General features: G+C 69.7%; 23 protein-coding genes. 22 read left to right on the plus strand and 1 reads right to left on the minus strand.

From position 1 onward, the window contains the following. The first annotated feature begins 277 nt into the window (after positions 1–277). From EFAMC1_RS07345 to EFAMC1_RS07410, 14 genes are all read left to right on the plus strand, one after another. Positions 278–1,018: an SDR family NAD(P)-dependent oxidoreductase gene (locus EFAMC1_RS07345; protein WP_154053647.1), complete on the plus strand. Its 741-nt coding sequence runs from the start codon at positions 278–280 to the stop codon at positions 1,016–1,018. A 207-nt stretch (positions 1,019–1,225) separates the two neighbouring features. Then, positions 1,226–2,215, plus strand: coding sequence for a 2-keto-3-deoxygluconate permease (locus EFAMC1_RS07350; protein ID WP_154053648.1), 990 nt, complete (start codon positions 1,226–1,228; stop codon positions 2,213–2,215). An 845-nt stretch (positions 2,216–3,060) separates the two neighbouring features. After that, positions 3,061–4,272, plus strand: a complete 1,212-nt coding sequence (gene dpaL, locus EFAMC1_RS07355) for a diaminopropionate ammonia-lyase (RefSeq protein WP_154053649.1) — start codon at positions 3,061–3,063, stop codon at positions 4,270–4,272. A gap of 105 nt (positions 4,273–4,377) precedes the next feature. Then, complete coding sequence (locus tag EFAMC1_RS07360; RefSeq protein ID WP_154053650.1) at positions 4,378–5,787, plus strand: YgeY family selenium metabolism-linked hydrolase; 1,410 nt, start codon at positions 4,378–4,380, stop codon at positions 5,785–5,787. Positions 5,788–5,971: 184 nt separating this feature from the next. Continuing rightward, positions 5,972–7,171 (plus strand): knotted carbamoyltransferase YgeW, encoded by a 1,200-nt coding sequence (gene ygeW / locus EFAMC1_RS07365; RefSeq protein ID WP_154053651.1) that lies wholly within the window; start codon positions 5,972–5,974, stop codon positions 7,169–7,171. A gap of 3 nt (positions 7,172–7,174) precedes the next feature. Continuing rightward, positions 7,175–8,116: a carbamate kinase gene (gene arcC / locus EFAMC1_RS07370; RefSeq protein WP_154053652.1), complete on the plus strand. Its 942-nt coding sequence runs from the start codon at positions 7,175–7,177 to the stop codon at positions 8,114–8,116. A gap of 8 nt (positions 8,117–8,124) precedes the next feature. Further along, the gene (locus tag EFAMC1_RS07375; protein WP_154053653.1) at positions 8,125–9,135 is read left to right on the plus strand and encodes an NTP transferase domain-containing protein; all 1,011 of its coding nucleotides are present in this window, start codon (positions 8,125–8,127) and stop codon (positions 9,133–9,135) included. A 201-nt stretch (positions 9,136–9,336) separates the two neighbouring features. Then, positions 9,337–10,704: a dihydropyrimidinase gene (hydA, locus tag EFAMC1_RS07380; RefSeq protein WP_154053654.1), complete on the plus strand. Its 1,368-nt coding sequence runs from the start codon at positions 9,337–9,339 to the stop codon at positions 10,702–10,704. Positions 10,705–10,808: 104 nt separating this feature from the next. Then, the gene (locus EFAMC1_RS07385) at positions 10,809–11,192 is read left to right on the plus strand and encodes a Rid family detoxifying hydrolase (RefSeq protein ID WP_154053655.1); all 384 of its coding nucleotides are present in this window, start codon (positions 10,809–10,811) and stop codon (positions 11,190–11,192) included. Positions 11,193–11,766: 574 nt separating this feature from the next. Next, positions 11,767–12,168 (plus strand): acyl-CoA dehydratase activase, encoded by a 402-nt coding sequence (locus EFAMC1_RS07390; RefSeq protein WP_154053656.1) that lies wholly within the window; start codon positions 11,767–11,769, stop codon positions 12,166–12,168. 269 nt (positions 12,169–12,437) lie between these two features. After that, positions 12,438–13,472, plus strand: a complete 1,035-nt coding sequence (gene selD / locus EFAMC1_RS07395) for a selenide, water dikinase SelD (RefSeq protein WP_154053683.1) — start codon at positions 12,438–12,440, stop codon at positions 13,470–13,472. 83 nt (positions 13,473–13,555) lie between these two features. Further along, positions 13,556–14,182, plus strand: coding sequence for a sulfurtransferase-like selenium metabolism protein YedF (gene yedF / locus EFAMC1_RS07400; RefSeq protein ID WP_154053657.1), 627 nt, complete (start codon positions 13,556–13,558; stop codon positions 14,180–14,182). Between the two features lie 4 nt (positions 14,183–14,186). Beyond that, on the plus strand, positions 14,187–14,552 hold the full coding sequence (locus EFAMC1_RS07405) for a DUF3343 domain-containing protein (protein ID WP_154053658.1): 366 nt from the start codon (positions 14,187–14,189) through the stop codon (positions 14,550–14,552). Then, a complete protein-coding gene (locus tag EFAMC1_RS07410) occupies positions 14,549–15,697 on the plus strand; it encodes an aminotransferase class V-fold PLP-dependent enzyme (RefSeq protein ID WP_154053659.1) in 1,149 nt (382 codons plus the stop codon). Before EFAMC1_RS07405 ends, EFAMC1_RS07410 begins: the two co-directional genes overlap by 4 nt. Positions 15,698–15,776: 79 nt before the next feature. Here EFAMC1_RS07410 and yqeC read toward each other — a convergent pair whose 3' ends face one another. Continuing rightward, positions 15,777–16,580, minus strand: a complete 804-nt coding sequence (gene yqeC / locus EFAMC1_RS07415; RefSeq protein WP_154053660.1) for a selenium cofactor biosynthesis protein YqeC — start codon at positions 16,578–16,580, stop codon at positions 15,777–15,779. Between the two features lie 118 nt (positions 16,581–16,698). Between yqeC and yqeB the strand changes: the two genes are divergently transcribed. From yqeB to EFAMC1_RS07455, 8 genes are all read left to right on the plus strand, one after another. Next, complete coding sequence (yqeB, locus tag EFAMC1_RS07420) at positions 16,699–17,493, plus strand: selenium-dependent molybdenum cofactor biosynthesis protein YqeB (RefSeq protein ID WP_154053661.1); 795 nt, start codon at positions 16,699–16,701, stop codon at positions 17,491–17,493. A gap of 2 nt (positions 17,494–17,495) precedes the next feature. After that, positions 17,496–18,473, plus strand: a complete 978-nt coding sequence (locus EFAMC1_RS07425) for an XdhC family protein (protein ID WP_154053662.1) — start codon at positions 17,496–17,498, stop codon at positions 18,471–18,473. Positions 18,474–18,797: 324 nt separating this feature from the next. After that, a complete protein-coding gene (modA, locus tag EFAMC1_RS07430) occupies positions 18,798–19,688 on the plus strand; it encodes a molybdate ABC transporter substrate-binding protein (protein WP_154053663.1) in 891 nt (296 codons plus the stop codon). Positions 19,689–19,786: 98 nt separating this feature from the next. Next, positions 19,787–20,461 (plus strand): molybdate ABC transporter permease subunit, encoded by a 675-nt coding sequence (modB, locus tag EFAMC1_RS07435; protein WP_154053664.1) that lies wholly within the window; start codon positions 19,787–19,789, stop codon positions 20,459–20,461. After that, a complete protein-coding gene (locus EFAMC1_RS07440) occupies positions 20,458–21,669 on the plus strand; it encodes a sulfate/molybdate ABC transporter ATP-binding protein (RefSeq protein WP_154053665.1) in 1,212 nt (403 codons plus the stop codon). Before modB ends, EFAMC1_RS07440 begins: the two co-directional genes overlap by 4 nt. After that, on the plus strand, positions 21,662–22,612 hold the full coding sequence (gene moaA / locus EFAMC1_RS07445; RefSeq protein ID WP_154053666.1) for a GTP 3',8-cyclase MoaA: 951 nt from the start codon (positions 21,662–21,664) through the stop codon (positions 22,610–22,612). Before EFAMC1_RS07440 ends, moaA begins: the two co-directional genes overlap by 8 nt. A 30-nt stretch (positions 22,613–22,642) precedes the next feature. Next, positions 22,643–23,761, plus strand: a complete 1,119-nt coding sequence (gene moaC / locus EFAMC1_RS11495) for a cyclic pyranopterin monophosphate synthase MoaC (protein ID WP_410054786.1) — start codon at positions 22,643–22,645, stop codon at positions 23,759–23,761. A 62-nt stretch (positions 23,762–23,823) separates the two neighbouring features. Beyond that, positions 23,824–24,846, plus strand: coding sequence for a molybdopterin-binding protein (locus EFAMC1_RS07455; RefSeq protein ID WP_154053667.1), 1,023 nt, complete (start codon positions 23,824–23,826; stop codon positions 24,844–24,846). The last annotated feature ends 52 nt before the right edge of the window (positions 24,847–24,898 follow it).

Below are 24,898 nucleotides of genomic sequence, written 5' to 3' on the forward strand. Positions count from 1 at the left end.
GTTGGCGGTCGCGCGTTGGCGGTCGCGCGTCGGCTTTGGCGCGGGGGGCACAGGGCGAAGCTTGGGGCTGGCGTGTGGCGCGCCTTGGGTGCGTCTCCACAATTGAGCTGTTTACCTCTGTCTTCTCCACGAGTTGAACACCAATGGTCAGCGAATAGTGGCCATATGGCCGCAAATTGCCGCGATATAAGCGCATTGAGCCGTTTGCGGACAACTACCTACTGTCCACGGAAAAACTCGCGGTGTGGGTACGGCAGCGTGCCACCAGGCTCCTATCATGTCGAGTCGCAGGGTGTCCGGCCACTCGGAGGCGGGGACGGGCCCCAAGGGCGCGGCCAAGCTCATCGACGAGGGCGGCGGCCACGTGGTGCTGCTGGCCCGTCACGAGGAGAAGGGCAAGGAGGCCCTCGACAAGCTCGGCGACGAGGGCAGCCGCTTCTACAAGCTCGACGTCTCCAACGCCACCAAGGCCCGCGAGACCGTCGACAAGATCTTCGAGGAGGTACCGGGCGTCAACATCCTGATCAACTGCGCCGGCGTCATCTCCACGAAGAAGTTCGACGAGATCGACGACGCCGAGTGGCGCCGCACCATCGACATCAACCTCACGGGCACCTTCACGATGATGAGCGCCGTGTACCCGCACTTCAAGGCGGCCCACGCCGGCTCGATCGTGAACGTCTCGTCCGTGGCCGGCAAGATCGGCGGCGGCCTTCTGGGCGCCGCGGCCTACGCCAGCTCCAAGGCCGGCGTGAACGGCCTCACCAAGGCTGTGGCCAAGGAGGGCGGCAAGTTCGGCATCCGCACCAATGCCGTCTGCCCGTCGCTCACCCTCACGGACATGACCTCGATCCTGTCCGACGAGAACTCCAAGCGCATCATCGCCGGCATTCCCCTGGGCCGCGCCGCGCAGGCGAGCGAGCCGGCGCAGATGGTGCTGTTCTTCGCGTCTGACGCCGCCTCCTTCGTGAATGGCGAGATTGGCGACTGCGACGGCGGCATCGTGCTGGACGGCTAGGCTGACAGCCTTGCCGCTTCGGGCCTGCACCCTCGCTTCGCTTCGAGCCTGCGAAAATCTCCGCTTCGCGAGGGCGGAGGCCCTTCGCTTATCCGTGGCCTAGCCGGCGGCACGAGAGCCGTCGCGGGCCATCGGGTCGCTGGGCTTCCTTGATGTTGTGCGAGGTCTTGCTTGATGCGGGGATTCACTACGAGAAAGTGGGTTTGTATGAGTGATGCTGCTGTGGCTGGGGAGAAGGAGCCGTTCTTCAAGCTCTCTAAGATTCCCGGCGCCAACATTCTGATTCCGTTGCTTCTGGGCTGTCTGCTCAACACGCTGTTCCCTGACCTGTTCAAGACGCTGGGCAGCTTCACGCTGGGCATGACGCAGCAGGGCGCGAGCCCGCTCGTGGGCGCCTTCCTGCTCATCGTGGGCACCACCATCTCGTTCAAGAGCGCGCCCGCCGCGGCCGCGCGCGGTGCGATCATCATCATCGCCAAGCAGGTCGTGGTCATCGTCGTGGCCCTGCTCGTGCTGTACCTGTGGGGTGATAACCTCTTCGGCCTCTCCGCGATGGTGATCCTCGCCGCCTGCACCGGCGCCAACAACGCCATGTACGCCGGCCTCATGGGTGACATGGGCTCCGAGGTCGAGCGCGGCGCCGTGGCCATCACGACCCTCGTCGTGGGCCCGCCCGTCACGATGGTCGTGCTGGGCGCCGCCGGCCAGGCCCCCATCGGCTGGACGCTCGTAGGCGCCATCCTGCCCATCGTCGTGGGCATCATCCTCGGCAACGTCTTCCCGAGCTTCAAGCGCATGATGGCCCCCGCCCTTGGCGGCATCGTCGTCCTTGTGTTCTTCGCCATGGGCTCCACGATGACGTTTGGCCAGCTCATCGCTGCCGGCGCTCCGGGCATCCTGCTTGGCGTGCTGTGCTCGGTCGTCTTTGCCATCCCGGTCATCTTCGCCGATCGCCTCACGGGCGGCTCGGGCGTTGCCGGTGCCGCCATCTCCAGCTGCGCTGGCGCCAACGTGGCCACGCCTGCCGCCATGGCGACGGTCAACGAGGCCGCCTTCGGCGGTGCCGTGCTTGCCACCGCCACCGCGCAGGTCGCCGCGTGCGCCATCGTGACGGCCATCCTGACCCCGCTCGTGACCGCTTGGGTGTACAAGAACTTCAACGCCAAGCCGGGCACAGCTGTGAAGGCCAAGGCGTAGGCCCCGTCGGTCGCATCCCCGCTTGCGTTTCAGCTCGCCTGTCCCATCTTGAGCCGCGCGCCTCTCTGGTGCGCGGCTCTTTTTGTGATAAGGCAGCGTTCGGCGATGCCCAGTCCACATTGGTTTTCCGGTTGTTGGTCACGAGAGGCGATTTACTGGTTATTACTTGCTACTCCCCGGCCGGTCTTTCGCCTTCCGCGGTCCGTGGGGGGGGCGAAAATGCGGCGGCCGGGGCCCTTCCTCACGGTCAATGGCCGGCGTGCGCCTCCTTTGGGCCTGTGTGCCGGGCGGGAGGTGCAGGGTAAGTCGCCGTGCGTGACCACTTGGGCGAAAACTGGGAGTTCGGGTGGTTGTCGAAGACGCCGAAGCTGGCGTCGCGGGGCCACGAAGCGCTCGAGGCGTGCCTCCTTCCCGTAGGCGCACGTGTGGAGGATGGGTATGCGCACGGAAGACAGGCATGCGCGCGGAAGGCGGGCGTGCGTGCGGGGAGCGGGCATGCGTGCGGTGGGCGGGAATGCGCGCGGAAGACAGGCATGCGTGCGGGGAGCGGGCGTGCGCGAAGCCGGCCCGCGCGCCCTACCGCTCGCGGGCGTAAACGCAACGCTCGCAGAGCGCCGCCAAGGTCGCGGAACTTATGACTTGCGCACCCGTGCGCCCTGCTGTACAAATGGGATAACAAACTTTTTGTTTGGTAAGCGAACAGTAAGTTTGTCTGCTTGGAAACGCCCGGGACATACGCGTGACACACAGGCCGCGCAAGGTATCGGGTGTGCCGGGCACGCGCCTCGGGCGGCGGGGACCTGTCCGGGGCAAACGCAGGACGTCGAGCGAAGGAGGTCGCGCACGTGAGCGAGAAGATCGAGTGGGTCGCCAACAAGATGCCGAGGAGTGACGACGCCAACCTGTCGGTCATGAGCCTCGAGAACGTCAGCAAGGCGCAGGCGTTCCACCGGGGGTTTCCCCAGTACGCGGTGACGCCGCTCGCCAGGCTTGACGGCATGGCCGCCCGACTTGGCCTCGGCGGCCTCTTCGTCAAGGACGAGAGCTACCGCTTTGGCCTCAACGCCTTCAAGGTGCTGGGCGGCTCGTTTGCCATGGCGCGCTACATCGCCGAGGAAATGGGCAAGGACGTCTCCGAGATGACCTACGACTACCTCACGAGCGACCAGTTCCGCTCCGACTTCGGCCAGGCCACCTTCTTCACGGCCACTGACGGCAACCACGGCCGCGGCGTCGCTTGGGCGGCAAACAAGCTACACCAGAAGGCCGTCGTGCACATGCCCAAGGGCTCTACGCAGACGCGGTTCGACAACATCGCCAAGGAGGGCGCCAAGGTCACGATCGAGGACGTCAACTACGACGACTGTGTGCGCATGGCCGCCGCTGAGGCCGCCGAGACCGAGCACGGCGTGATCGTGCAGGACACCGCCTGGGACGGCTACGAGAAGATCCCGTCCTGGATCATGCAGGGCTACGGCACCATGGCCGCCGAGGCCGCAGAGCAGCTGCGCGCCCTCGAGGTCTCGCGCCCCACGCACGTGTTCGTGCAGGCCGGCGTGGGCTCGCTCGCAAGCGCCATGGTGGGCTACTTCGCGAACCTCTTCCCCACGTGCCCGCCCAAGTTCATCATCATGGAGGCCTCCGCGGCCGACTGCCTCTACCAGGGCGCAAAAGCAGCCGACGGGGCGCCGCGCATCGTGGGCGGCGACCTCCAGACCATCATGGCCGGTCTTGCCTGCGGCGAGCCCAACACCATCGGCTGGGACATCCTGCGCAACCACGCCGACGCCTTCGCGAGCTGCCCGGACTGGGTCTCCGCCAAGGGCATGCGCATGCTCGCCGCGCCCGTCAAGGGCGACCCGGCGGTTGTCTCGGGCGAGTCCGGCGCCGTGGGCATGGGCGTCATCTCCAACATCATGACCGAGCCCGAGTACGCGGACTTCCGTGACGCGCTCGGACTCGACAAGAACTCCCAGGTCCTCATGTTCTCGACCGAGGGAGACACCGACCCAGACCGCTACCGCGAGATTGTCTGGGGCGGCGGCTACGCCGAGTAGCAGCGGCGCCTTGCGACGGCAGGCGGCTTCGCCGAGTGGCGGCGCGCCGTCTACCTGCACCTCATTTCCACCTCACGTATAAGGCCATCGAACGAAAGGGCAGACATGGCTAAGGAACTGAACTACGACCTCATCAAGCAGGCGGCGGAGGGCTACCGCAAGGACATGACCAAGTTCCTGCGCGCCATGATCAGCCACCCGTCCGAGAGCGCCGAGGAGGGCGAGGTCATCGCCTGCATCAAGGCCGAGATGGAGCGCCTTGGCTTTGACGAGGTCACGGTCGACGGTCTGGGCAACGTCATCGGCTACGTGGGTGACGGCGACAAGATCATCGCGCTCGACGGCCACACCGATACGGTGGGCATCGGCAACCGCGACAACTGGACGCACGACCCCTACGAGGGCTACGAGGACGATGAGGTCATCTACGGCCGCGGCGGCTCCGACCAGGAGGGCGGCGTGTGCTCGGCCGTCTACGCTGCCAAGATGATGAAGGACCTTGACCTCATCCCCGAGGGCTACAAGGTCATGGTCGTCGGCTCGGTCCAGGAGGAGGACTGCGACGGCATGTGCTGGCAGTACATCGTCAACAAGGACTTCGGCGGCCCGGAGGCGGCGCGCGACAAGATTGCCTTCGTGATCTCGACCGAGCCCACCGACGGCGGCGTCTACCGCGGCCACCGCGGCCGCATGGAGATCCGCGTCGACGTGCGTGGTGTCTCCTGCCATGGCTCTGCCCCCGAGCGCGGCGACAATGCCATCTACAAGATGGCCGACATCATCGCCGACGTGCGCGCCCTCAACAACAACGGCTGCACTGAGTCCACGGCCATCAAGGGCCTCGTCAAGATGCTCGACCCGAAGTACAACCCCGACCACTACGAGGATGCCCGCTTCCTGGGCCGCGGTACCTGCACCGTATCGCAGGTCTACTTTACGAGCCCGAGCCGCTGCGCCGTGGCCGACTCGTGCGCCATCTCCATCGACCGCCGCATGACCGCCGGCGAGACCTACGAGAGCTGCCTCGAGGAGGTTCGCAACCTGCCGGCCGTCAAGAAGTATGGCGACGACGTCAAGGTCTCCATGTACATGTACGACCGTCCCAGCTGGACGGGCGAGGTCTACGAGACCGAGGCCTACTTCCCGACGTGGATCAACAGGGAGAGCGCGCCGCACGTGAAGGCGCTCGTCGACGCGCACAAGGCGCTCTTCGGCGACAAGCGCATCGGCTGCGCGCAGTCCATGGACAAGCGCGAGGGCAGACCCCTGTGCGACAAGTGGACGTTCTCGACCAACTGCGTGGCCATCCAGGGCCGCTATGGCATCCCGTGCGTGGGCTTTGGCCCCGGCGCCGAGAGCCAGGCGCACGCGCCCAACGAGATCACCTACAAGGACGACCTCGTGACCTGCGCCGCGCTCTACACCGCCGCGCTCAACCTCTACGACGGCACCGGCGCGAGCGACGAGGACGCCACCGAGTTCCGCGCATCGCTTACCGACAACGACATCAAGTAACGTCGCTGCCGCTGCGCGGCGGCCGGGCGCCTCGCCTTGGCGCTTGGGCCTCGGCTCGCGTACCGCCGTACGCCTCGCCTTGCCCTCGCGCCAATCCGAGGCAAGGCCGCCGCTCGCTGACGTGACAGCTACCTGCGATTTCATGATTCTTGCCTTTTGGGGACTGACGAGGAGAGGACCACACATGAGCGACTTCCAGAGTTACCTCGACCAGCTTGCCGGCCTTGACTTCTCCGGCATGTACGGCGACGACTTCCTGCACACCTGGGACAAGACCACCGACGAGCTGCGCGCCATGTACGCCGTGGCGGGGGCGCTGCGCAACCTCCGCGAGCGCAACATCAGCCCGCGCATCTTCGACTCGGGTCTCGCGGTGTCGCTGTTCCGTGACAACTCCACGCGCACCCGCTTCTCCTTCGCGAGCGGCACCAACCTTCTGGGCATGCAGCTCCAGGACCTCGACGAGGGCAAGAGTCAGATCGCGCACGGCGAGACGGTGCGCGAGACGGCCACGATGATCTCGTTCATGGCCGACGTCATCGGCATCCGCGACGACAAGTACATCGGCGAGGGTGACGCCTACATGGCCGAGGTCGCCCGCTCGGTTGACGAGGCCTTCCACGACGGCGTGCTCGACCACCGTCCCACCCTCGTGAGCCTCCAGTCCGACTCCGACCACCCCACGCAGTCCTCGGCCGACATGCTCTACCTCATCAACGAGTTTGGCGGCATCGAGAACCTTAAGGGCAAGAAGGTGGCCGTGACCTGGGCCTACTCGCCCTCCTACGGCAAGCCCCTTTCCTGCCCGCAGTCGCTCATCACGCTGCTGCCGCGCTTTGGCATGGACGTGACGCTCGCGCACCCCGAGGGCTACGACCTCATGCCAGAGCTCGTCGAGAAGGCAAAGGGCTATGCCGCCGAGACCGGCGCCACCTTTGCGCAGGCCAACACCATGGCCGAGGCCTTCGAGGGCGCCGACATCGTGATTCCCAAGAGCTGGGCTCCCTATGCCGCCATGGAGCGGCGCACCAAGCTCTACGCGGCTGGTGACGACGAGGGCATCAACAAGCTCGAGAAGGAGCTGCTCGCCCAGAACGCCACGCACATGGGCTGGTGCTCCACGCGCGAGCTCATGGAGAAGACCGCCAAGGGCCAGGACACCATCTACATGCACCCGCTGCCCGCCGACATCGCCGGCGTCTCCTGCGAGCACGGCGAGGTCATGGCCGACGTCTTCGAGGATCACCGCATCGGCATGTACAAGGAGGCCTCCTACAAGCCCTACGCCGTGGCGGCCATGATCTTCCTGCAGAAGGTCAAGGACCCCGTGGCCACCCTCAAGGCGCTCGAGGAGCGCGGCCGCGCCCGCTGGAACCAGGCCTAGGCCATGGCGAGGAGAATCGTCGTCGCCCTGGGCGGCAACGCCCTCGGCAAGAACCTGCCCGAGCAGATGCGGGCGGTGCGCGTCACGGCGCGCGCCATCGTCGACCTCATCGAGCAGGGAAACGAGGTCATCGTCGTGCACGGCAACGGGCCGCAAGTGGGCATGATCGCCAATGCGATGACCGAGCTCACGCGAAGCGACCCCGAGCGCTACATCCCCTGCCCGCTGTCGGTGTGCGGGGCCATGAGCCAGGGCTACATCGGCTATGACCTGCAGAACGCGCTGCGCGAGGAGATGGAGCGGCGCGGCATCGCGAAGGGCGTGGCCACGGTGCTCACCCAGGTGGAGGTCGACCCGGACGACCCCGCCTTCGAGACGCCCACCAAGCCCATCGGCTCGTTCATGACCGAGTCCGAGGCCGAGACGCTTCGCCACGAGCGCGACTACGAGTTCATGCACGACGAGCGCCAGGGGTATCGCCGCGTGGTGGCAAGCCCGCTGCCCCAGCGCATCGTCGAGCTCGACACGATCAGCTCGCTCGTCGAGGCCGACCACGTGGTCATCGCCTGCGGTGGCGGCGGCATCCCGGTGGTGCCCACCGGCAACCACCACCTCAAGGGCGCGGCCGCCGTCATCGACAAGGACTTCGCCGCCGAGCTCCTGGCCGAGTCGCTCGATGCCGACTACCTCGTGATTCTCACGGCGGTGGAGCGTGTGGCCGTGCGCTTCGGCAAGCCCGACGAGCAGTGGCTCGACACGCTCACGCCCGCGCGGGCACACGAGCTGGCCGAGGCGGGGGAGTTCGGCAAGGGCTCGATGGAGCCCAAGGTGCTCGCGGCGGCCAAGTTCGCCGAGAGCAAGCCGGGCCGCTCGGCGCTGATTACCCTGCTCGAGAAGGCCCGCGACGGCCTCGAGGGCCACACGGGCACCACGGTGCGGGCATAATAGGCCCCATGAGACCGACGGTAAGGACATATCTGGTAGACGACGACGGGAACCGGGCCTTCGGGCCCGGTCCTGCCGAGCTCCTGCGTCGCATCCGCGAGCACGGGAGCCTGAGGGCCGCGTCCATCTCGATGAACATGGCCTACACCAAGGCGCTCGCGCTCGTGCGCAACGCCGAGCGGGGCCTGGGGGCGCCGCTCACGAGGCGTGCGGTGGGCGGTGTCGGCGGCGGCGGCTCCACGCCCACGCCAGAGGCGGACGCGCTGCTCGCGGCCTACGAGCGCTGGACCGCCTCGATGGAGGCCGTGGCGCAGGCGCAGTTCGCGGTGGCGTTCGCCAAGGGCGCGGCGGGCTCGGCTACGGCCTGGGCGGCCCCGCTGGCCGTAGATGACGCGGACGACGTCGAGCTGCTCGCGGCGCGCCACGTGGGCGTGTGCGTGCTCGCGGCGGGCCGCTCCACGCGGTTTGGCTCCAACAAGCTCGTGGCGCCGCTTCTGGGCGAGCCCGTGCTTGCCCGCACGCTCGCGGGCGTGCCGGCGGGCCTGCCGATGGTGGTGGCGAGCAACTCTGCCCAGGTGGACGAGCTGGTGGACGCGCGCGGCATCGACCGCGTGAGGCCCTCGGGGCCCGGCCAGGGAGACTCGGTGGCCGCGCTCGCCGCCTACGCCGAGGAGGCGGGCTGGGACGCCTGCGTGTTCCTCCCCGGCGACCAGCCGCTCGTGGAGCAGGGGAGCGTTCGCTCGCTGCTTGCGGTGGCCGCGGCGCGCCCGGAGGCGTGCGTCCGGCTCTCGTGGCGCGGGCGGCTCGCCTCGCCGGCGCTCTTCCCGGCCTCGCTCTTCGGGCGCCTCTCCAGGCTCTCCGACGACGTGGGCGGAAGCGCCGTGCTCTCCGACGACGTGCCCCGCGCGGGCGTCGAAGCCACCTGGCCGTGGGAGCTTTGGGACGTGGACACACCCGACGACCTCGGGCGCGTTCGCGAGATAATGGAGGCCGGGCTGGGGCGGGGCTCGTCCGCCTAGCCTGGTCGCGAGGGAACCCCGCCGCGCACCCTCGCCCGCCTGACGCGGGCGCCCGCGCGGCCTTGGTTTTTCAGGTGGCTTGCCGGGGCACATGCGGCGGGCCGTCCGAGCCACTTGGGCGACTCGTTCGCCCACGCGAAGCCGGGCCCGCATGGGACGGGCCCGCACGCCCTGCGGGGCGGGTACGGAGGAGATGGTTGCATGGTCATCATCCAAGGCGGCGCGCTGGTCACGCCCGAGGGCATCCGCATGGGAGACGTGGCGCTTGCAGGCGACAAGGTCTCGCGCGTCGCGGCCCACATCGAGCCCGCCGAGGGCGACGAGGTCTTTGACGCGGGCGGCTGCTGGGTCTTCCCGGGCTTCATCGACGCCCACACGCACATGCAGTGCTGGACGGGCATGGACTGGACGGCCGACAGCTTCGAGACGGGCACGCGGGCCGCTGCCTGCGGCGGCACCACCACGATCGTCGACTACGCCACGGCCGACCGCGGCGTGACCATGCCCGACGCCCTCGCCGAGTGGCACCGCCGCGCCGACGGCACCTGCACGGCCAACTACGCCTTCCACATGGCCCTCGCCGAGTGGAACGAGCGCAACCGCTCAGACCTCGCCGTCATGCGCGAGCGCGGCGTGTGCAGCTTCAAGACCTACTTCGCCTACGACCACCTGCGCCTCGACGACGCCGAGACCCTCGAGGTTCTCGAGGCGCTCAAGCCACTCGGCGCCACGCTCTGCGTGCACTGCGAGAACGGCACGGTGGTGGACGCCCTGCAGAGGCGCGTGTTCGACGAGGGCATCACCGGTCCCGAGGGCCATCCCCTGAGCCGTCCGGCCGAGTGCGAGGCCGAGGCCATCAGCCGCCTGCTCTACCTTGCGCACCTCGCGGGGGACGCCCGCGTGAACGTCGTGCACCTCTCGACGAGGCTGGGCCTGGAGGCCATCCGCGACGCCAAGGCCCGCGGGCAGAAGAACATCTTCGTGGAGACCTGCCCGCAGTACCTGTTGCTCGATGACACGCGCTACCTCGAGCAGGGCGACGACGGCTTTGCCGGCGCCAAGTACGTGATGAGCCCGCCTCTGAGGAAGTCCTCCGACCGCGCGGCGCTTCGCGAGGCGCTTGTGCGCGGCGAGATCGACACCATCGCCACCGACCACTGCAGCTTCAACCTGTACGGGCAGAAGGACCGCGGCCGCGGTGACTTCCGCAAGATCCCCAACGGCGGCGCCGGCGTGGAGCACAGGCCCGCGCTCGTCGCCACGAGCTTTGTCGGCGAGCTGGGCCCCACCGACCTCTGCCGCCTCATGAGCGAGAACCCCGCCAAGGTGTTCGGCATGTGGCCGGCCAAGGGTCGCCTCGCCGAGGGTGCCGACGCCGACGTGTGCGTGTGGGACCCGAGCGTGGCGTGGACCATCAGTGCGGCCACGCAGCACCAGAACGTGGACCACACGCCCTACGAGGGCTTCGAGTGCCAGGGGCGGGCGCGGCTCACGTTCGTGAACGGCGTGCTGGCGGCGCGCGACGGCGAGCCCACCGGTGAGAAGCCCGGCCGCTTCGTCAAGCGGTAGGGACCGGGGCCAGGCCCCGCAACGCACTTACAAGCGCCCGCCCGAGGTGGCGGGCCGAGCATGCCCGGGACAGCCGCCCCGGGCCCGACGACAAGGAGATTCGCATGACAATCGAGGCAATCGTCACCGACAAGGCGCCCGCCGCGGTGGGCCCGTACTCCGCCGGCACCAAGGCCGCGGGCACGAGCATCCACGTGTCCGGCCAGCTGCCGATCGACCCGGCCACCGGCGAGTTTGCCGGTGCCGACGTGGCTGCGCAGACGCGCCAGAGCCTCACCAACATCAAGGCCGTGCTCGAGGCCGCCGGCGCCACCATGGCCGACGTCGCCGAGGTCACGGTCCTGCTCGACGACATTGCCGACTTTGGCGCGATGAACGAGGTCTACGGCGAGTTCTTCTCCGAGCCCTATCCCGCGCGCGCCGCCTTCGAGGTGGCCGCCCTGCCCAAGGCCGCCAAGGTCGAGATCAAGGCCGTGGCGTACCTGTAGGCCTGGGTCTCCGTCGGTGGCACTTGGCCGGCCAGCTGGTGGGCCTGTGCCTTGCGACGGCCGCGAGGCTTCCGCCAGCGCTCTGGGACTCATTTGGCGACCAGCTCGGACGAAATCAGCCCGATTATCGTTCGAGCTGGTCGCCTTTTTCGTTTCCCCGCATCTCGACCCCCGGCCCTCTGGCCTTGTCGGGTGCGCGACGGCGCCGCTCCTCCAGCCTCGTCACTCCTGCGCCCACACGGAGCGTGCAGTTTGACACGTTGTCACCCTCTCGGATGGCCTTCAACTGCCCTATTTGCACGCTTTGCGCTTGCTGGGCTATCCGGCCGTTGTGTCCTGGGCTATCCCGCCGTTGTGTTTCCCGCGGACAACGCTCGGGGCGTGCTTCGCCGCTTGCCGAGCGTTATCGTCCGGTGACAATAGCGAAACCTGACTTTCTTTAAGGCATCCTGACTTTGATGCTAGGTTGAGGGGAAGGAAGTGCACCCGCGCGGGGACGCGGGCCCGTGAGAGGAGGCGTTATGCCTGAGATGATGGCCGCGCGTGGTGTTGGCGCGGGCGCGGGCAAGAGACCATGTGCCACGGGCGCGGGGCCGCGCGGCTCTTTGGCGCGGACGGCACCGTGGTCGACGTGGGCGGCCAGGACACGAAGGTGATTCGCCTGCGCGGCGGGCGTGTCGCGAGGTTCGCGGTGAACGACAAGTGCGCGGCGCGCACGGGGCGCTTCCTCGAGGTCATGGCCGATCGGCTGGGCGTGAGCCACGACGCGCTCTCGGCGCTCGCGCGCGCCGGCGTCGCCACCATGATTTCGAGCGCGTGCACCGTGTTTGCCGAGAGCGAGGTCATCGGCCTCGTGGGGCGCGGTGAGCCGCGCGAGAGCATCGCGCGTGGGGTCGTCGACTCGGTGGTGTCACGGGTGGCCACGCTTGTCCAGGCCTCGGGCGGCGCGGCGTTCGTGGCGGCCGAGCCTGGGTAGGTGCCGGATGCCCTGGATGCTGGTTGCCATTGGCTGAGAAAACGTGCACTTTGACCAGTTGAGGGGCGCGTGCGGCGCCATCAAGTGGCCAAAGTGCACGGTTTGTGGGAGGTGCGGCGCCGGCGGCGCCGGCGGGCGGGCCTTGTGGACGAGGCGGACGCGGGGTTGCGGCGCTGGCGGTTGGGATACGCGGGCGAGGCGGACGCGGTCGTTGGCGGCGCCGGCGGGGGGCTGCCTGGCGCGAGAGGAATAGGGGGAGCGACATGGATATGGACGGCGTGAGGCTCACGGAGCTGGTGGAGGCGGCGGGGTGCGCGGCCAAGCTGGCGCCCGGCTCGCTCTCGAAGGTGCTCGGCGATCTGCCGCGCGTGGCCGACGAGCGGCTCCTCGTGGGCTTCGACGCCTCGGACGACGCCTGCGTCTTCGACCTGGGCGACGGCCGCGGCCTCGTGGAGACCTGCGACTTCTTCCCGCCGATGGTGGACGACCCTTACCTCTTTGGCCAGGTGGCGGCCGCCAACGCCCTCTCCGACGTCTGGGCCATGGGAGGGGCGCCCACGCTCGCGCTCAACCTGCTGTGCTTTCCCAACTGCCTTGGCATCGAGGTGGCGGGCCAGATTCTGGCGGGCGGGGCCGAGCGGTGCCGCGAGGCGGGCTGCGTGGCGGCGGGAGGCCACTCGATCAACGACCACGAGCCCAAGTACGGCCTTGCGGTGACGGGCTTCGTGCCGCTCGCGCGGATGCTCGCCAACGCGGGGGCGCGTGAGGGCGACGCGCTCGTGCTCACGAAGGCGCTCGGCACGGGCATCCTCACGACGGCCCACAAGGCGGGGCTGCTCGACGAGGCCGGGCTCAAGGTTGCGACCGACTCGATGGTCACGCTCAACAAGGCGGCCGCGGAGGCCCTGGCAGACCTCGACGCGCATGCCGCCACCGACGTCACGGGCTTCTCGCTCATGGGCCACGGCTGCGAGATGGCCGAGGCGAGCGGCGTCACGCTCGAGGTCCGTGCGGCCGACGTGCCCGTCATGGCGCGGGCCCGCGAGATGGCGCGGCTGGGCCTCATCCCGGCCGGCGCCTACCGCAACCGCGACTTCTTCGGGTCGCGCGTGGGGCTCTCGGACGCGCTGCCGCTCGACCTCACCGACGCGCTCTTCGACCCGCAGACCTCGGGCGGCCTGCTCGTGGCCCTGCCCGAGGCCGATGCGGGGCGGCTCGTGGCGCGCCTTCGCGACGGGGGCCAGCCGGCGGCGCTCGTCGGCCGCGCCATCCCGCGCGGCCCCCAATCCGTGGTAGTAAGCTGATGAGCAATTGGGGACGTGTTCGTTTTGCTCACCTGCCAAGGGAGCAAAACGAACACGTCCCCAAATGACCCAAAGGAGAATATATGGCGGAGAACAAGCTGGTCATCGACGCGCGGGGCGACGCGTGCCCCATCCCGGTGGTCAAGACGCTCAAGGCGCTCGGCGCGCTCGAGGGTGCGGGCACGGTCGAGACCATCGTCGACAACGGGATCGCGGTCGAGAACCTCACTCGCATGGGCGAGAACAAGGGCTGCGCGGTCACGACCGACCAGACGGCCGACAAGGAGTGGCACGTCTCGGTCGTCACCGACAAGGCCGTTGAGGTTGCCGAGGGCGAGGCCGAGTCGGCCACGTGCGACGTGCCGGCGTGCCCGCGCAGGGTCGTGGTGCAGGTGGCGTCCGACTCGATGGGCATCGGCGACGAGGGGCTGGGAAAGAAGCTGCTCAAGGGCTTCATCTACTCACTCACGCAGCTCGACGAGCTGCCGGCCACGATGCTCTTCTACAACTCGGGCGCGCACGTGACCTGCGAGGGCTCCGCCTCGCTCGACGACCTCAGGAACCTGGCCGACGCGGGCGTCGAGATCCTCACCTGCGGCACCTGCCTCGAGCACTACGACATCGCCGACAAGCTTGCCGTGGGCGAGGTCACCAACATGTACGTGATCGCCCAGAAGCTCACGGGCGCGAGCGTCGTCGTCCGCCCGTAGCGCCATGGGCTTGAGGCGCGAGAGGAGGCCGTCTCTCGTCATTACGTTTCCCACGACGGCCGCGGCCATGGCGTGCGAGGAGACGTGCCAGCGCCAGGGCCTTCCCGGGCGCATGATTCCCGTGCCGGGCGAGATCTCGGCCGGCTGCGGGCTCGCGTGGAAGGCCGAGCCGGACGCGCGGGGCCACATCGAGGCGGCGCTTGCGGAGGAGGGCGTGGCCGTCGAGCGCTACTCGGTGGTCGAGCTCCTCGAGTTCGTGCGCGAGGGGGCCGAGGCGGGCCGGGCCGAGGCGAGCGGACCCCACGCGGGCGGCCGTTCCGCCTCCGGTGCTGCCGAGGCGCGCGACCGGGTCCCGGAGGAGCGCCCATGATCTACCTCGACAACGCCGCGACCACCCTGCGCAAGCCCCCATGCGTGGTCGACGCGGTCGTGGCGGCGATGGGATCGCTCGGTAACGCCGGGCGCGGGGCGTCGGCGGGCTCGCTCGACGCGGCGCGCGTGGTCGAGGGCTGCCGCGAGCGCGTGGCGGCGCTTCTGGGGTGCGCCCGCGCCGACCACGTGGCCTTTGCCCCCAACTCCACGGAGGCACTCAACTGCGCCATCAACGGGCTCGTGCGCCCCGGCGACCGCGTGGTCACAACGGTGCTCGAGCACAACTCGGTCCTGCGTCCGCTCAATCGGCTTGCCGCCGAGCGGGGCGCCACGGTCGAGTGTGCCGGCTGCGACGCCCTCGGCCGGCTCGACATGGCCGGGCTCGAGCGGCTCGTGACCCCCGGCATCCGCGCGGTGGTGGTGACGCACGCGTCCAACGTGACCGGCAACGTGGTCGACGTGGCATGCGTGGCCGAGCTTGCCCACGCGGCAGGCGCCCTCTGCGTGGTCGACGCGTCGCAGACGGTGGGCTGCGTGCCCGTCGACATGGGCGGGATGGGCCTCGACGTGGTGTGCTTCACCGGGCACAAGGGCCTCATGGGACCGCAGGGCACGGGTGGCCTGGCGGTGGCCGAGGGCGTCGACGTGCGTCCGTGGAACGTGGGCGGCACCGGCGTCCACAGCTTCGACGCGCTCCAGCCCGAGGGCTGGCCCACGCGCCTCGAGGCGGGCACGCTCAACGGCCATGGCCTCGCGGGGCTCTCGGCGGCGCTCGTCTACCTGGCCGAGCGGGGCGGCGTCACGGCCGTGGGCGCGCGCGAGCTCGCGATGGCGCGGCGCCTCTACGAGGGGGTGCGCGGGATCGCCGGCGTCACCGTCTACGGCGACTGGGGGGCGGGCCCGCGCGCGCGCACGGGCGTCGTTGCGCTCAACGTGGGAGGTGTCGACTCGGCCGAGGTGTCCGACGCGCTCATGGCCGGCTGGGGCATCGCCACGCGACCGGGCGCCCACTGCGCGCCGCTCATGCACGAGGCGTTGGGTACCGCGGAGCAGGGCATCGTGCGGCTCAGCACGAGCTGGTTCACCACGGAGGACGAGGTGGACGCGGCGGTGGAGGCCGTCCGGGAGATCGCCGAGAGCTGAGCGGGCGTGCGGCCCTTGGCCGCGACGCCTGGCGCGGCGGGCTGGCCGATGCGTCCGCCACCCTCGGCCTCGTTGCCCTCTACCCAATGCGCTCGAGGTCGTGGGCGCGGATACTGCCGGCGAGGACGAGCGTGCCCACGCCAAGCCGCGCGAGCTCGCGGGCGAGCCGTCCGGCCCGGGCCCGTGCGGCCGCGTCCTCGACCTGGTTCACGACCACGCGGTCGGGCGAGAGCAGCCCAGCCGCGACCTCCGCCGAGATGACCCGCGCGACAAGCTCGGGCGTGGCGGCGTCGTCCGCCGCGCAGCCGGCCCGCTCGCAGAAGAGCTCCGGGCGATGGGCCGCCTTACGCACGGGCGAACCCAGGCCGCTCGCGCCCACGACGAGGATGCGGAGCGCGCTCTCGGGCGGCACCACCGGCTCGTGCTCCGCGTGCGCCTTGAGTGGCAGGTGCCTGGAGCCGTCGGCCTCCACGAGAACGTGGCCTGCCAGCTGGGCCAGCCTGGCGACGGGGATGGGCGAGGGGCCAAGCTTGGGCAGGGCGCGCACGGCGTCCGCGGTGGCCTGGCCACCCGCGGCGCCCGCAGCGGCCTGGTCACCCACGGCGGCGCTTCTCGCCCCGTCTCGGCCTCCCCGCGGCGCCACCGGCACCCCTACGCACGCCACGCCGCGCCGCCCGAGCGCATCCGCGAGCCCTCCCTCGTCGTCCGAGGTCACGAGCGGCATGCCCGCGAAGGCGAGGAAGTGCGTCGTCGTGGCGAGGACCACGCTCTCGTCGCGCGCGGCGAGCTCCTCCGCGATCGCGCGCAGCAGCGTCGTCTTGCCGCCGCTGCCCACCACGGAGGTTACGCCTGTGGGAACGTCGAGCGATTCTAGACAGTTCATGAGCCCACCTGACCTATAGTCGGGTCTGATTGTGGTTTCGCCGGGCGTCTCGCGCGATCCGGCCCTGACCATTGTGCATCTTGCGGCCCGCCGCGTGAGCCGGCCGGAAGGGAGTCCCATGCTCGTAGAGATTCGCGGCGCCGGAGACATCGCCACCGGCATCGCCCTTCGCCTGCACCGCGCGGGCTGCAAGGTCGTCATGTGCGACCTGCCCGTGCCCACGTCCATCCGCCGCACCGTGAGCTTCTCCGAGGCCATCCGGCTGGGCTCCTGCGAGGTCGAGGGCGTGCGCGCCCGCCTCGCGCACGACGTGGCCGAGGCGCGCGCCATCGTCGTCGGCGGCGACGTCGCCGTGCTCGTTGACCCCGAGGCGGCAAGCGTGGCCCAGCTGCGCCCCGCCGTGCTCGTCGACGCCATCCTCGCCAAGCGAAACCTGGGCACGCGCATCGACATGGCGGCCGTGGTCATCGGCGTGGGGCCGGGGTTCACCGCCCCGCGCGACTGCCACGCCGCGGTGGAGACCAAGCGCGGCCACTACCTGGGACAGGTCATCTACGAGGGGTCGCCCGCGCCCAACACGGGCATCCCGGGCGTCATCGCGGGCCACTCGGCCGACCGCGTGCTGCGCGCGCCTGCCGACGGCACCTTCGAGCCAAGGCTCCGGATTGGCGACGTGGTGCGGGCCGGCCAGGTGGCGGCCACGGTGGCGGGCGTGCCCATGCGCTGCACCATCGACGGCGTGCTGCGTGGCCTGCTCCAGGAGGGGGTCGAGGTCACGAGCGGCATGAAGTCCGGCGACATCGACCCGCGCTGCGAGCGGGCGCACTGCCTCACCTCGTCCGACAAGGCGCGCGCCGTGGGCGGCGGCGTGCTCGAGGCCATCTGCGGCCTCACGAAGCGACTGGAGGGCTAACCATGGAGGGAATCGAGCTTTTGCGCCGCGCTGCCGAGGAGCTGCGCGCCGGGCGTCCCCTTGCGGAGAGCGTGGTGCTCTCGAGCGCGGGGTCGGTGGCGCGGCCGGCGGGTGCGCGCATGGTCACCCTCGCGGCCGGGACGAGCCTGGGCACGGTGGGTGGCGGCGCGCCGGAGTACAAGGTGCAGGGCCTCGCGGCCGACTGCATCGCCGACGGCCGCGCGCGCGTGGTGACGCTCGACCGCTCGTCGACGGGTATGGTCTGCGGGGGCTCGCAGCTCGTGGGGATCCGCCGGCTTGGCGCGGACGACCTCGCGGTGCTCGAGGACGCGCTGGCCACGCACGACGCGGGCGGCCGCGGGCGGCTGATGGTTCGCTGGGAGGGCAACGCGGCGACGGCGTCGTTCGAGCGCGAGGATGCCGCCGCGGGTGGCTCGGCGGCGCTGCCCACCTTCGAGACTGGGTGCTACGTGGAGGAGCTCGCAGCCCCCGAGCGCGCCCTCATCTTTGGCGGCGGGCACGTGGGGCGGGCGCTCGCGAGCGCGCTTTCCGCCATCGACTTCGAGGTCACGGTCTTCGATGACCGGCCCGAGGTGGCCCGTCCCGAGAACTACCCCACGGCGCGCCGCGTCATCTGCGGCGACTACGCCAACGTGGCGGCCGACGTCGAGGTGCGCCCGAGCGACTGCGTGTGCGTGATGACGCAGGGCCACGCCGGCGACGAGGAGGTCGTGGCGCAGGTGCTCGCGTGCCACCCGCGCTACGTGGGCTGCATGGGAAGCCGTCGCAAGCGGGCGGTGCTCGAGGGCGTGCTAGCCGGCAAGGGCGTCACCGCCGCCGACGTGGCGCGCGTCGAGCTGCCCATCGGCCTCGAGATCGGCGCGGTGACGCCGGCCGAGATCGCCGTCTCCATCGCCGCCCGTCTCATCGAGGTGCGCCACGGCTCCGACGACGCCACCGCGCATCCCTGCCCCGCGTAGGCCCTCGGATGTGGTCGGATGCCCCGCGGCCTCTGGCCGAGCGGCCCGGGGCTGCGACCAGAGCCGCCCTGGGGCTGCGCTCCCGCCCTCCCGCCCGGCCCCTTCTCTCGTCCGCCTGCCGGCCACGTGGCCTCGCTCGCCGGTCGGGAGGTCGGTGCTGATAGTTTGCTTGGATGCCTAGCTTATAATCAACCTATGGTGTTTCCTGGTCAGCGTTATATATTTATACAAACAACGGTCTGGCAGGCACACGTTCGGGGCGTACCAACAAACACCAGCACGGCGCGCCTCGCGGAAGGGAAGAGCGAGGAAAGGGAGACGAACATGAAACAGCTCACACTCAAGAGGCTCGGGGTCACGGTGGTCTCGGGCATCGCTGCCATCGGCATGGTCGCGGCGCTCGCCGGCTGCGGCGGCTCGGGCAACACCACGCCGACCACCACCGCCGCTGCCTCCGGCTCGGCCGACTCCGGCGAGAAGCTCCAGGTCTTCGCTGCGGCGAGCCTCACCGAGAGCCTTCAGAAGTCGGCCGAGGAGTTCACGAAGGAGACCGGCATCGAGGTCGCCTTCAACTTCGACTCGTCGGGCACCCTCAAGACCCAGATCCAGGAGGGCGCCGAGGCCGACGTCTTCATCTCCGCCGGCCAGAAGCAGATGAACCAGCTCGACGTGGCCGACACGAAGGGCCAGAACACCGAGGGCCTCGACCTCATCGAGAGCGATACGCGCTTCGACATCCTCGAGAACGAGGTGACGCTCGTGGTGCCCGCCGGCAACCCCAAGGGCATCAGGAGCTTCGACGACCTCAAGGCCCACCTCGAGGCCGGCGACATCAAGATGGCCATGGGCAACTCCGACGTGCCGGTGGGCCAGTACACGCAGAAGATCCTGCAGTACCTCGGCCTTGACGAGGCCATGCTCGCCAACTCGGGCGTCATCACCTACGGTTCCAACGTCAAGGAGGTCACCACGCAGGTGAGCGAGGCCGCCGTCGACTGCGGCATCGTCTACCGCACCGACGCCGTGTCCGCCGGCCTCGAGGTCGTGGGCGCCGCCAACTCCGACATGACGGGCGGCAAGGTGGTCTACCCGGCCGCCGTCGTCAAGGGCACCAAGCACGAGGACGCCGCCAAGAAGTACCTCGAGTTCCTCAAGGGCGACATCGCCACCAAGGCCTTCGAGGAGGTCGGCTTCAAGGCGCTCGCCAAGGAGTAAGCTCGCAGGCATCGAGGGTCTGTCATGGGCGGCGGGCTCAGGCGTGGGCCCGCCGCCTCTTGTACGCGGGACCGCCGCTCTTCTCGTTAGGATTGGCCATGGACTGGTTCCCTCTCATAAACTCGCTGCGTATCGCTGCCATCTCCACCGTCGTGGTCTTCTTCCTCGGCGTGGGCGCGGCGCAGCTCATCAAGAAGCTGCCGAGGCTCGTGAAGGGCGTGCTCGACGTGGTGCTCACGCTGCCACTCGTTCTGCCGCCCACCGTCGTGGGCTACCTGCTACTGCTCGTGCTGGGCCCACGCCGCATCATCGGCGCCTGGGCGCTCGAGGCCTTTGGGCTGCGCCTCACCATGACGTGGTGGAGCGCCATCTTCGCCTGTGTGGTGGTGGCATTCCCGCTCATGTACCGCACGGCACGCGGCGCCTTCGAAGCCTACGACTCTGCGCTCACCGACGCGGCGCAGACGCTGGGCAAGAGCCGCCGCTGGGCGTTCTGGCGCGTGCAGATGCCCGTATGCAGGCAGGGGATCCTCGCTGGGGCCGTACTGGCCTTCGCCCGCGCGCTTGGCGAGTACGGAGCCACCTCGATGGTCGCCGGCTACACGCCCGGCGCCACCGCCACCGTCTCTACCACGGTCTACCAGCTGTGGCGCACGGGAGACGACGCGCTGGCGTTCCAGTGGGTGATGGTCAACATCGCCATCTCGGCCGTGGTGCTGCTTGCCATGAACTGGCTCGAGGGCAGGCCCCGCACGCAGGGAGGCCGCGCATGAGCCTTTCCGTCGACATTCGCAAGCGGCTGGGCGCGTTCTCGCTCGACGTTTCGTTCGCCTCGGACGACGCCACCGAGACGCTCGCGCTTCTCGGCGCGTCGGGCTCGGGCAAGAGCGTGGCGCTCAAGTGCATCGCGGGCATCGAGCGGCCCGACGAGGGGTGCATCGTGCTCAACGATCGGGTGCTCTTCGACTCCGCCGCCGGCGTGGACGTGAACGTGCAGGAGCGCCGCGTGGGCTACCTCTTCCAGAACTACGCGCTGTTCCCCACCATGACGGTGGAGCAGAACGTGGCGGCCGGCGTGCGCTCGGGCTCTCGCGCCGAGCGGCGCGCGCGGGCGCGAGAGCAGATTCGCGCGTTTCGCCTGGACGGCCTCGAGCGGCACCGCCCCGCGCAGCTCTCTGGCGGACAGCAGCAGCGCTGCGCCCTTGCGCGCATCATGGCCAACGGCCCCGAGCTGCTGCTTCTCGACGAGCCGTTCAGCGCGCTCGACGGCTATCTGCGCTGGCAGCTTGAGCTGGAGCTCGCCGACACGCTGCGCGCGTTTCCGGGCGGCGTGGTCTTCGTGACGCACAGCCGCGACGAGGTCTACCGCATGTGCGACCGCGTCTGCGTGCTCACGAACGGCCACAGCGGCCGCACCGTGCCCACGCGCGAGCTCTTCGACGCGCCGGCTACCCTGGCCGAGGCCGTCATGAGCGGCTGCAAGAACGCGAGCGCGGCCACGCCGGTGGGCGACCACGCGCTCTCGTGCGTCGACTGGGGCGTCACGCTTGCGTGCGAGCGCGAGGCAGCGGGCTCGGACCACGCGGGCATCCGCGCACACGACCTGCGGCTCGTCGAGGCGGACGGGCGCGCGGTGGGAGACGAGGGCGGCTCGGAGGACGCGGGCGTGGCTGCTGGCGGGACCGCCGCGGCCGGGGATGCCCCTGCCGGTGCTGCCGCGGCCGCGAACCGCATTCCCTGCACCGTGGCCCGCGTCATCGACAACGTCTTCTCGACCATCGTCATGTGTGCCACGCCCGGCGGCGCCCAGCTGCGCCTCGAGCTCGAGAAGGACGCGTGGGCGCGCATCGGCTCGCCCGAGTGCGTCACGCTCGCCGTCGACCCGGCCAGCGTGATGCCGCTCGCGGGCTCGTCTCGTGGGGGCGCATCTGGTGCCGAGGTCGCTGCCGATGCCGGCGTGGAGGCGACGGCGAATGCGTGATGGCTATGGCCGCACCATCCGCTACCTCAGGCTCTCGGTGACGGACAAGTGCAACTGCCGCTGCGTGTACTGCATGCCGGCCACGGGCGTGCCGAGGTGCCGCCACGAGGACCTGCTCAGCTTCGAGGAGCTCACGGAGGTCGTGCGCGCCGCGACGACGCTGGGTGTGCGCAAGGTGCGCGTCACGGGCGGCGAACCCCTGGCTCGCCGCGGCGTGGTCGACCTCTGCCGGATGGTGGCGGCCGTGCCGGGAGTCGAGGAACTCGACATGACGACCAACGCCACGATGCTCGCGCCAGTGGCGGCTGACCTCAGGGCGGCGGGCGTCTCTCGCCTCAACGTGAGCCTCGACACCCTGCGGTCCGAGCGCTATCGCCAAATCACACGCGTGGGCGAGCTTTCGGACGCGCTTGCCGGCATCCGCGCGGCTCGGGTGGCGGGCTTCGGGCACCTCAAGATAAACTGCGTCCTCATGGGTGGCGTCAATGACGACGAGGTTGCCGACTTTGTGGATCTCGCGCGTCGGGAGCCCGTCGAGGTGCGCTTCATCGAGCTCATGCCGATGGGGGAGTGCGCCCTCTGGCCCCGCGAGCGGTTCGTCTCGGCCGACGTGGTGCTCGACGCATGCCCTGAGCTCGTGCGCATTGGCACGGGCGGCGTGGCCGAGCTCTACCGGGGGCCGGGGTTCGCCGGGCGCGTGGGTCTCATCCGCGCGGTGAGCCACCGGTTCTGCTCGGCCTGCGACCGCATCCGCGTCACGGCCGACGGCCGCGTGAAGCCGTGCCTGCACTCGGCCGACGAGGTGAGCGTGCGGGGCCTCCGCGGCGAGGAGCTCGAGCGGGCGCTTGCGCGGGCGATCCTCATGAAGCCCGCGCACCACGAGCTGGCGCCGGGGGCCCGGCCGAGCGCCACGCCGCGTGACATGAACGAGATCGGGGGATAGATGACAGGGATTCGAGGGAAAGGCGATGTCGTGGGCGGGGAGGTCACGTCGGCGAGCCTCCGCGACGTCGAGCTCACGCACGTGAACGCCCAGGGCAGGGCCCGTATGGTCGACGTGGGCGCCAAGCCCGTGACCGCCCGCGTGGCCCGCGCCGCCGGCAAGGTGCTCATGGCACCCAGCACGCTCGAGCTGGTGCGGACGGGCGGCACGCGCAAGGGTGACGTGCTCTCGGTGGCGCAGGTGGCTGGCATCATGGCCGCCAAGCGCACGTGGGAGCTCGTGCCGATGTGCCACCAGGTGCCGCTCTCGGGCGTCGACATCTCGTTTGCCTACGAGGCCGATGGCATTGCCATCGAGGCCACGGCGCGTTGCAAAGGCGAGACGGGCGTCGAGATGGAAGCGATGGTCGCGGTCTCGGTGGCGGGCCTCACCATCTACGACATGTGCAAGAGCCACCAGCGCGATATGGTGGTCGAGGCAGTGCGCCTGCTCGAGAAGGACGGCGGCCGCTCCGGGCACTTCGTGCGTGCGGGCGAGGGCGGGGCGGTTGCGGGTGTGGCTGTCGATCGCACCCCGTCTGTCTCGACAGGCGTTTCGACCAGCCAGGCTGCTGCCCCGGTTTTCTCATCGGGTGCGACGGACCCCTCGCCTTCGCGGCAGAATGTGACGAATCATCCGGAAGAAAGTGTGACGAATCATCCGGAAGAAAGTGTGACGGGCGAGGTGGTGGCGGTGTGCGTGAGTGAGCGCAAGGGTACGCGCAAGCATCCCGTCGATGCCATATCGCTCGAGGTGGGCCTGGGTGTCTCGGGTGACGCCCATGCCGGCGCCTGGCATCGGCAGGTGAGCCTGCTTCCCGAGGAGGCGGTCGACGAGCTGCGCCACGTGCTGCCCGATCTCGCCCCCGGCGACTTTGCCGAGAACGTGCTCACGCGCGGGCTCGACCTCAAGGTGCTGCCGGTGGGAACCACGCTCGAGGTGGGGGCGGCGCTCGTGGCGGTGACGCAGATCGGCAAGACCTGCCACAACGACTGCGAGATAAAGCGGCTCGTGGGCACGTGCGCCATGCCAAGCGAGGGCGTCTTCTCCGTCGTCATCCGCCCGGGCACGGTGCGCCCCGGGGACCCGGTCCGCGTGGTGAGGCCGTAGGACTGCCGCCTGGACCGCAAGCGCGCCTGAGGGGATGGCGCAACCAGAGGAGAGGGGACAGCATGAGGGAGATTCCGGTCGAGCAGGCCGTGGGACACGTGCTTTGCCATGACATGACGCAGATCGTTCCGGGCAGGTTCAAGGGCCCGCGCTTCCGCAAGGGCCACGTGGTCACGGCCGAGGACGTGCCGGTCTTGCTCTCGATGGGCAAGCGCAGCATCTACGTGTGGGAGATGCGCCCCGGCGTGGTGCACGAGAACGACGCGGCGCTGCAGCTGTGCCGCCTTGCCGAGGGCGCGGGCTGCACGCATGCGAGCGACATCAAGGAGGGGAAGATCGAGCTCAAGGCGGCCTCTGACGGGTGCTTTCGCGTGAGAAGTGAGGCCCTTCTCGCCGTGAACTCGGTCGAGCAGGTCATGATCGCGACGCGTCATGGCAACACGGCGGTGCGCGCGGGCGACAAGCTCGCCGGCATGCGCGTGATCCCACTCGTCATCGAGCAGAGCGTGCTCGGCCAGGCTGCTGCGGCGGCGGGGACCGAGCCGCTCTGCGAGGTCGTGCCCTTCAAGCTGCGGCGCGTTGGCATCGTGACCACCGGAAGCGAGGTCAGGGCCGGTCTCATCAAGGACTCCTTCACGCCGGTGGTGGAGCGAAAGCTCGCCGACTTTGGCATGGAGTGCGTGGCGCACGAGCTACCCGGCGACGACGTCGACGACGTGGCTGCGGCCATCGCGCGCGTGCGCGAGCAGGATGTCGACCTCGTGGTCTGCACGGGCGGCATGAGCGTGGACCCCGACGACAACACGCCCGGCGCTATCCAGCGAGCCGGCGCCGAGATGGTGACCTACGGCGCACCGGTGCTGCCGGGCGCCATGCTCTTCGTGGGCTACTTCGACGACGGCACGCCGGTGCTGGGCCTTCCCGGCTGCGTGATGTTTGCGGGTGCCACCATCTTCGACCTCGTGCTTCCCCGCGTGGCGGCGGGCATCCGCCTCACGCGCGCCGACATCGTGGCCTATGGCGAGGGCGGCCTCTGCCTGGGATGTCCCGAGTGCCACTACCCGATCTGCCCGTTCGGGAAGTAGGGCGACGGCGCCTGCCCGGTGGCTGAGCAGGTAACATGTCCTGGGAAAACCG

Origin of the sequence: Olsenella uli (genome assembly GCF_901212675.1) — a bacterium.
Classification (GTDB): domain Bacteria; phylum Actinomycetota; class Coriobacteriia; order Coriobacteriales; family Atopobiaceae; genus Parolsenella; species Parolsenella uli_B.

Excerpts from the sequence above, each read along its gene's own strand:
- EFAMC1_RS07345 (WP_154053647.1), top strand. The coding sequence starts at position 278 with ATGTCGAGTCGCAGGGTGTCCGGCCACTCGGAGGCGGGGACGGGCCCC.
- EFAMC1_RS07350 (WP_154053648.1), top strand. The coding sequence starts at position 1,226 with ATGAGTGATGCTGCTGTGGCTGGGGAGAAGGAGCCGTTCTTCAAGCTC.
- EFAMC1_RS07360 (WP_154053650.1), top strand. The coding sequence starts at position 4,378 with ATGGCTAAGGAACTGAACTACGACCTCATCAAGCAGGCGGCGGAGGGC.
- ygeW (WP_154053651.1), top strand. The coding sequence starts at position 5,972 with ATGAGCGACTTCCAGAGTTACCTCGACCAGCTTGCCGGCCTTGACTTC.
- arcC (WP_154053652.1), top strand. The coding sequence starts at position 7,175 with ATGGCGAGGAGAATCGTCGTCGCCCTGGGCGGCAACGCCCTCGGCAAG.
- EFAMC1_RS07375 (WP_154053653.1), top strand. The coding sequence starts at position 8,125 with ATGAGACCGACGGTAAGGACATATCTGGTAGACGACGACGGGAACCGG.
- hydA (WP_154053654.1), top strand. The coding sequence starts at position 9,337 with ATGGTCATCATCCAAGGCGGCGCGCTGGTCACGCCCGAGGGCATCCGC.
- EFAMC1_RS07385 (WP_154053655.1), top strand. The coding sequence starts at position 10,809 with ATGACAATCGAGGCAATCGTCACCGACAAGGCGCCCGCCGCGGTGGGC.
- EFAMC1_RS07390 (WP_154053656.1), top strand. The coding sequence starts at position 11,767 with ATGTGCCACGGGCGCGGGGCCGCGCGGCTCTTTGGCGCGGACGGCACC.
- selD (WP_154053683.1), top strand. The coding sequence starts at position 12,438 with ATGGACGGCGTGAGGCTCACGGAGCTGGTGGAGGCGGCGGGGTGCGCG.
- yedF (WP_154053657.1), top strand. The coding sequence starts at position 13,556 with ATGGCGGAGAACAAGCTGGTCATCGACGCGCGGGGCGACGCGTGCCCC.
- EFAMC1_RS07405 (WP_154053658.1), top strand. The coding sequence starts at position 14,187 with ATGGGCTTGAGGCGCGAGAGGAGGCCGTCTCTCGTCATTACGTTTCCC.
- EFAMC1_RS07410 (WP_154053659.1), top strand. The coding sequence starts at position 14,549 with ATGATCTACCTCGACAACGCCGCGACCACCCTGCGCAAGCCCCCATGC.
- yqeC (WP_154053660.1), bottom strand. The coding sequence starts at position 16,580 with ATGAACTGTCTAGAATCGCTCGACGTTCCCACAGGCGTAACCTCCGTG.
- yqeB (WP_154053661.1), top strand. The coding sequence starts at position 16,699 with ATGCTCGTAGAGATTCGCGGCGCCGGAGACATCGCCACCGGCATCGCC.
- EFAMC1_RS07425 (WP_154053662.1), top strand. The coding sequence starts at position 17,496 with ATGGAGGGAATCGAGCTTTTGCGCCGCGCTGCCGAGGAGCTGCGCGCC.
- modA (WP_154053663.1), top strand. The coding sequence starts at position 18,798 with ATGAAACAGCTCACACTCAAGAGGCTCGGGGTCACGGTGGTCTCGGGC.
- modB (WP_154053664.1), top strand. The coding sequence starts at position 19,787 with ATGGACTGGTTCCCTCTCATAAACTCGCTGCGTATCGCTGCCATCTCC.
- EFAMC1_RS07440 (WP_154053665.1), top strand. The coding sequence starts at position 20,458 with ATGAGCCTTTCCGTCGACATTCGCAAGCGGCTGGGCGCGTTCTCGCTC.
- moaA (WP_154053666.1), top strand. The coding sequence starts at position 21,662 with ATGCGTGATGGCTATGGCCGCACCATCCGCTACCTCAGGCTCTCGGTG.
- EFAMC1_RS07455 (WP_154053667.1), top strand. The coding sequence starts at position 23,824 with ATGAGGGAGATTCCGGTCGAGCAGGCCGTGGGACACGTGCTTTGCCAT.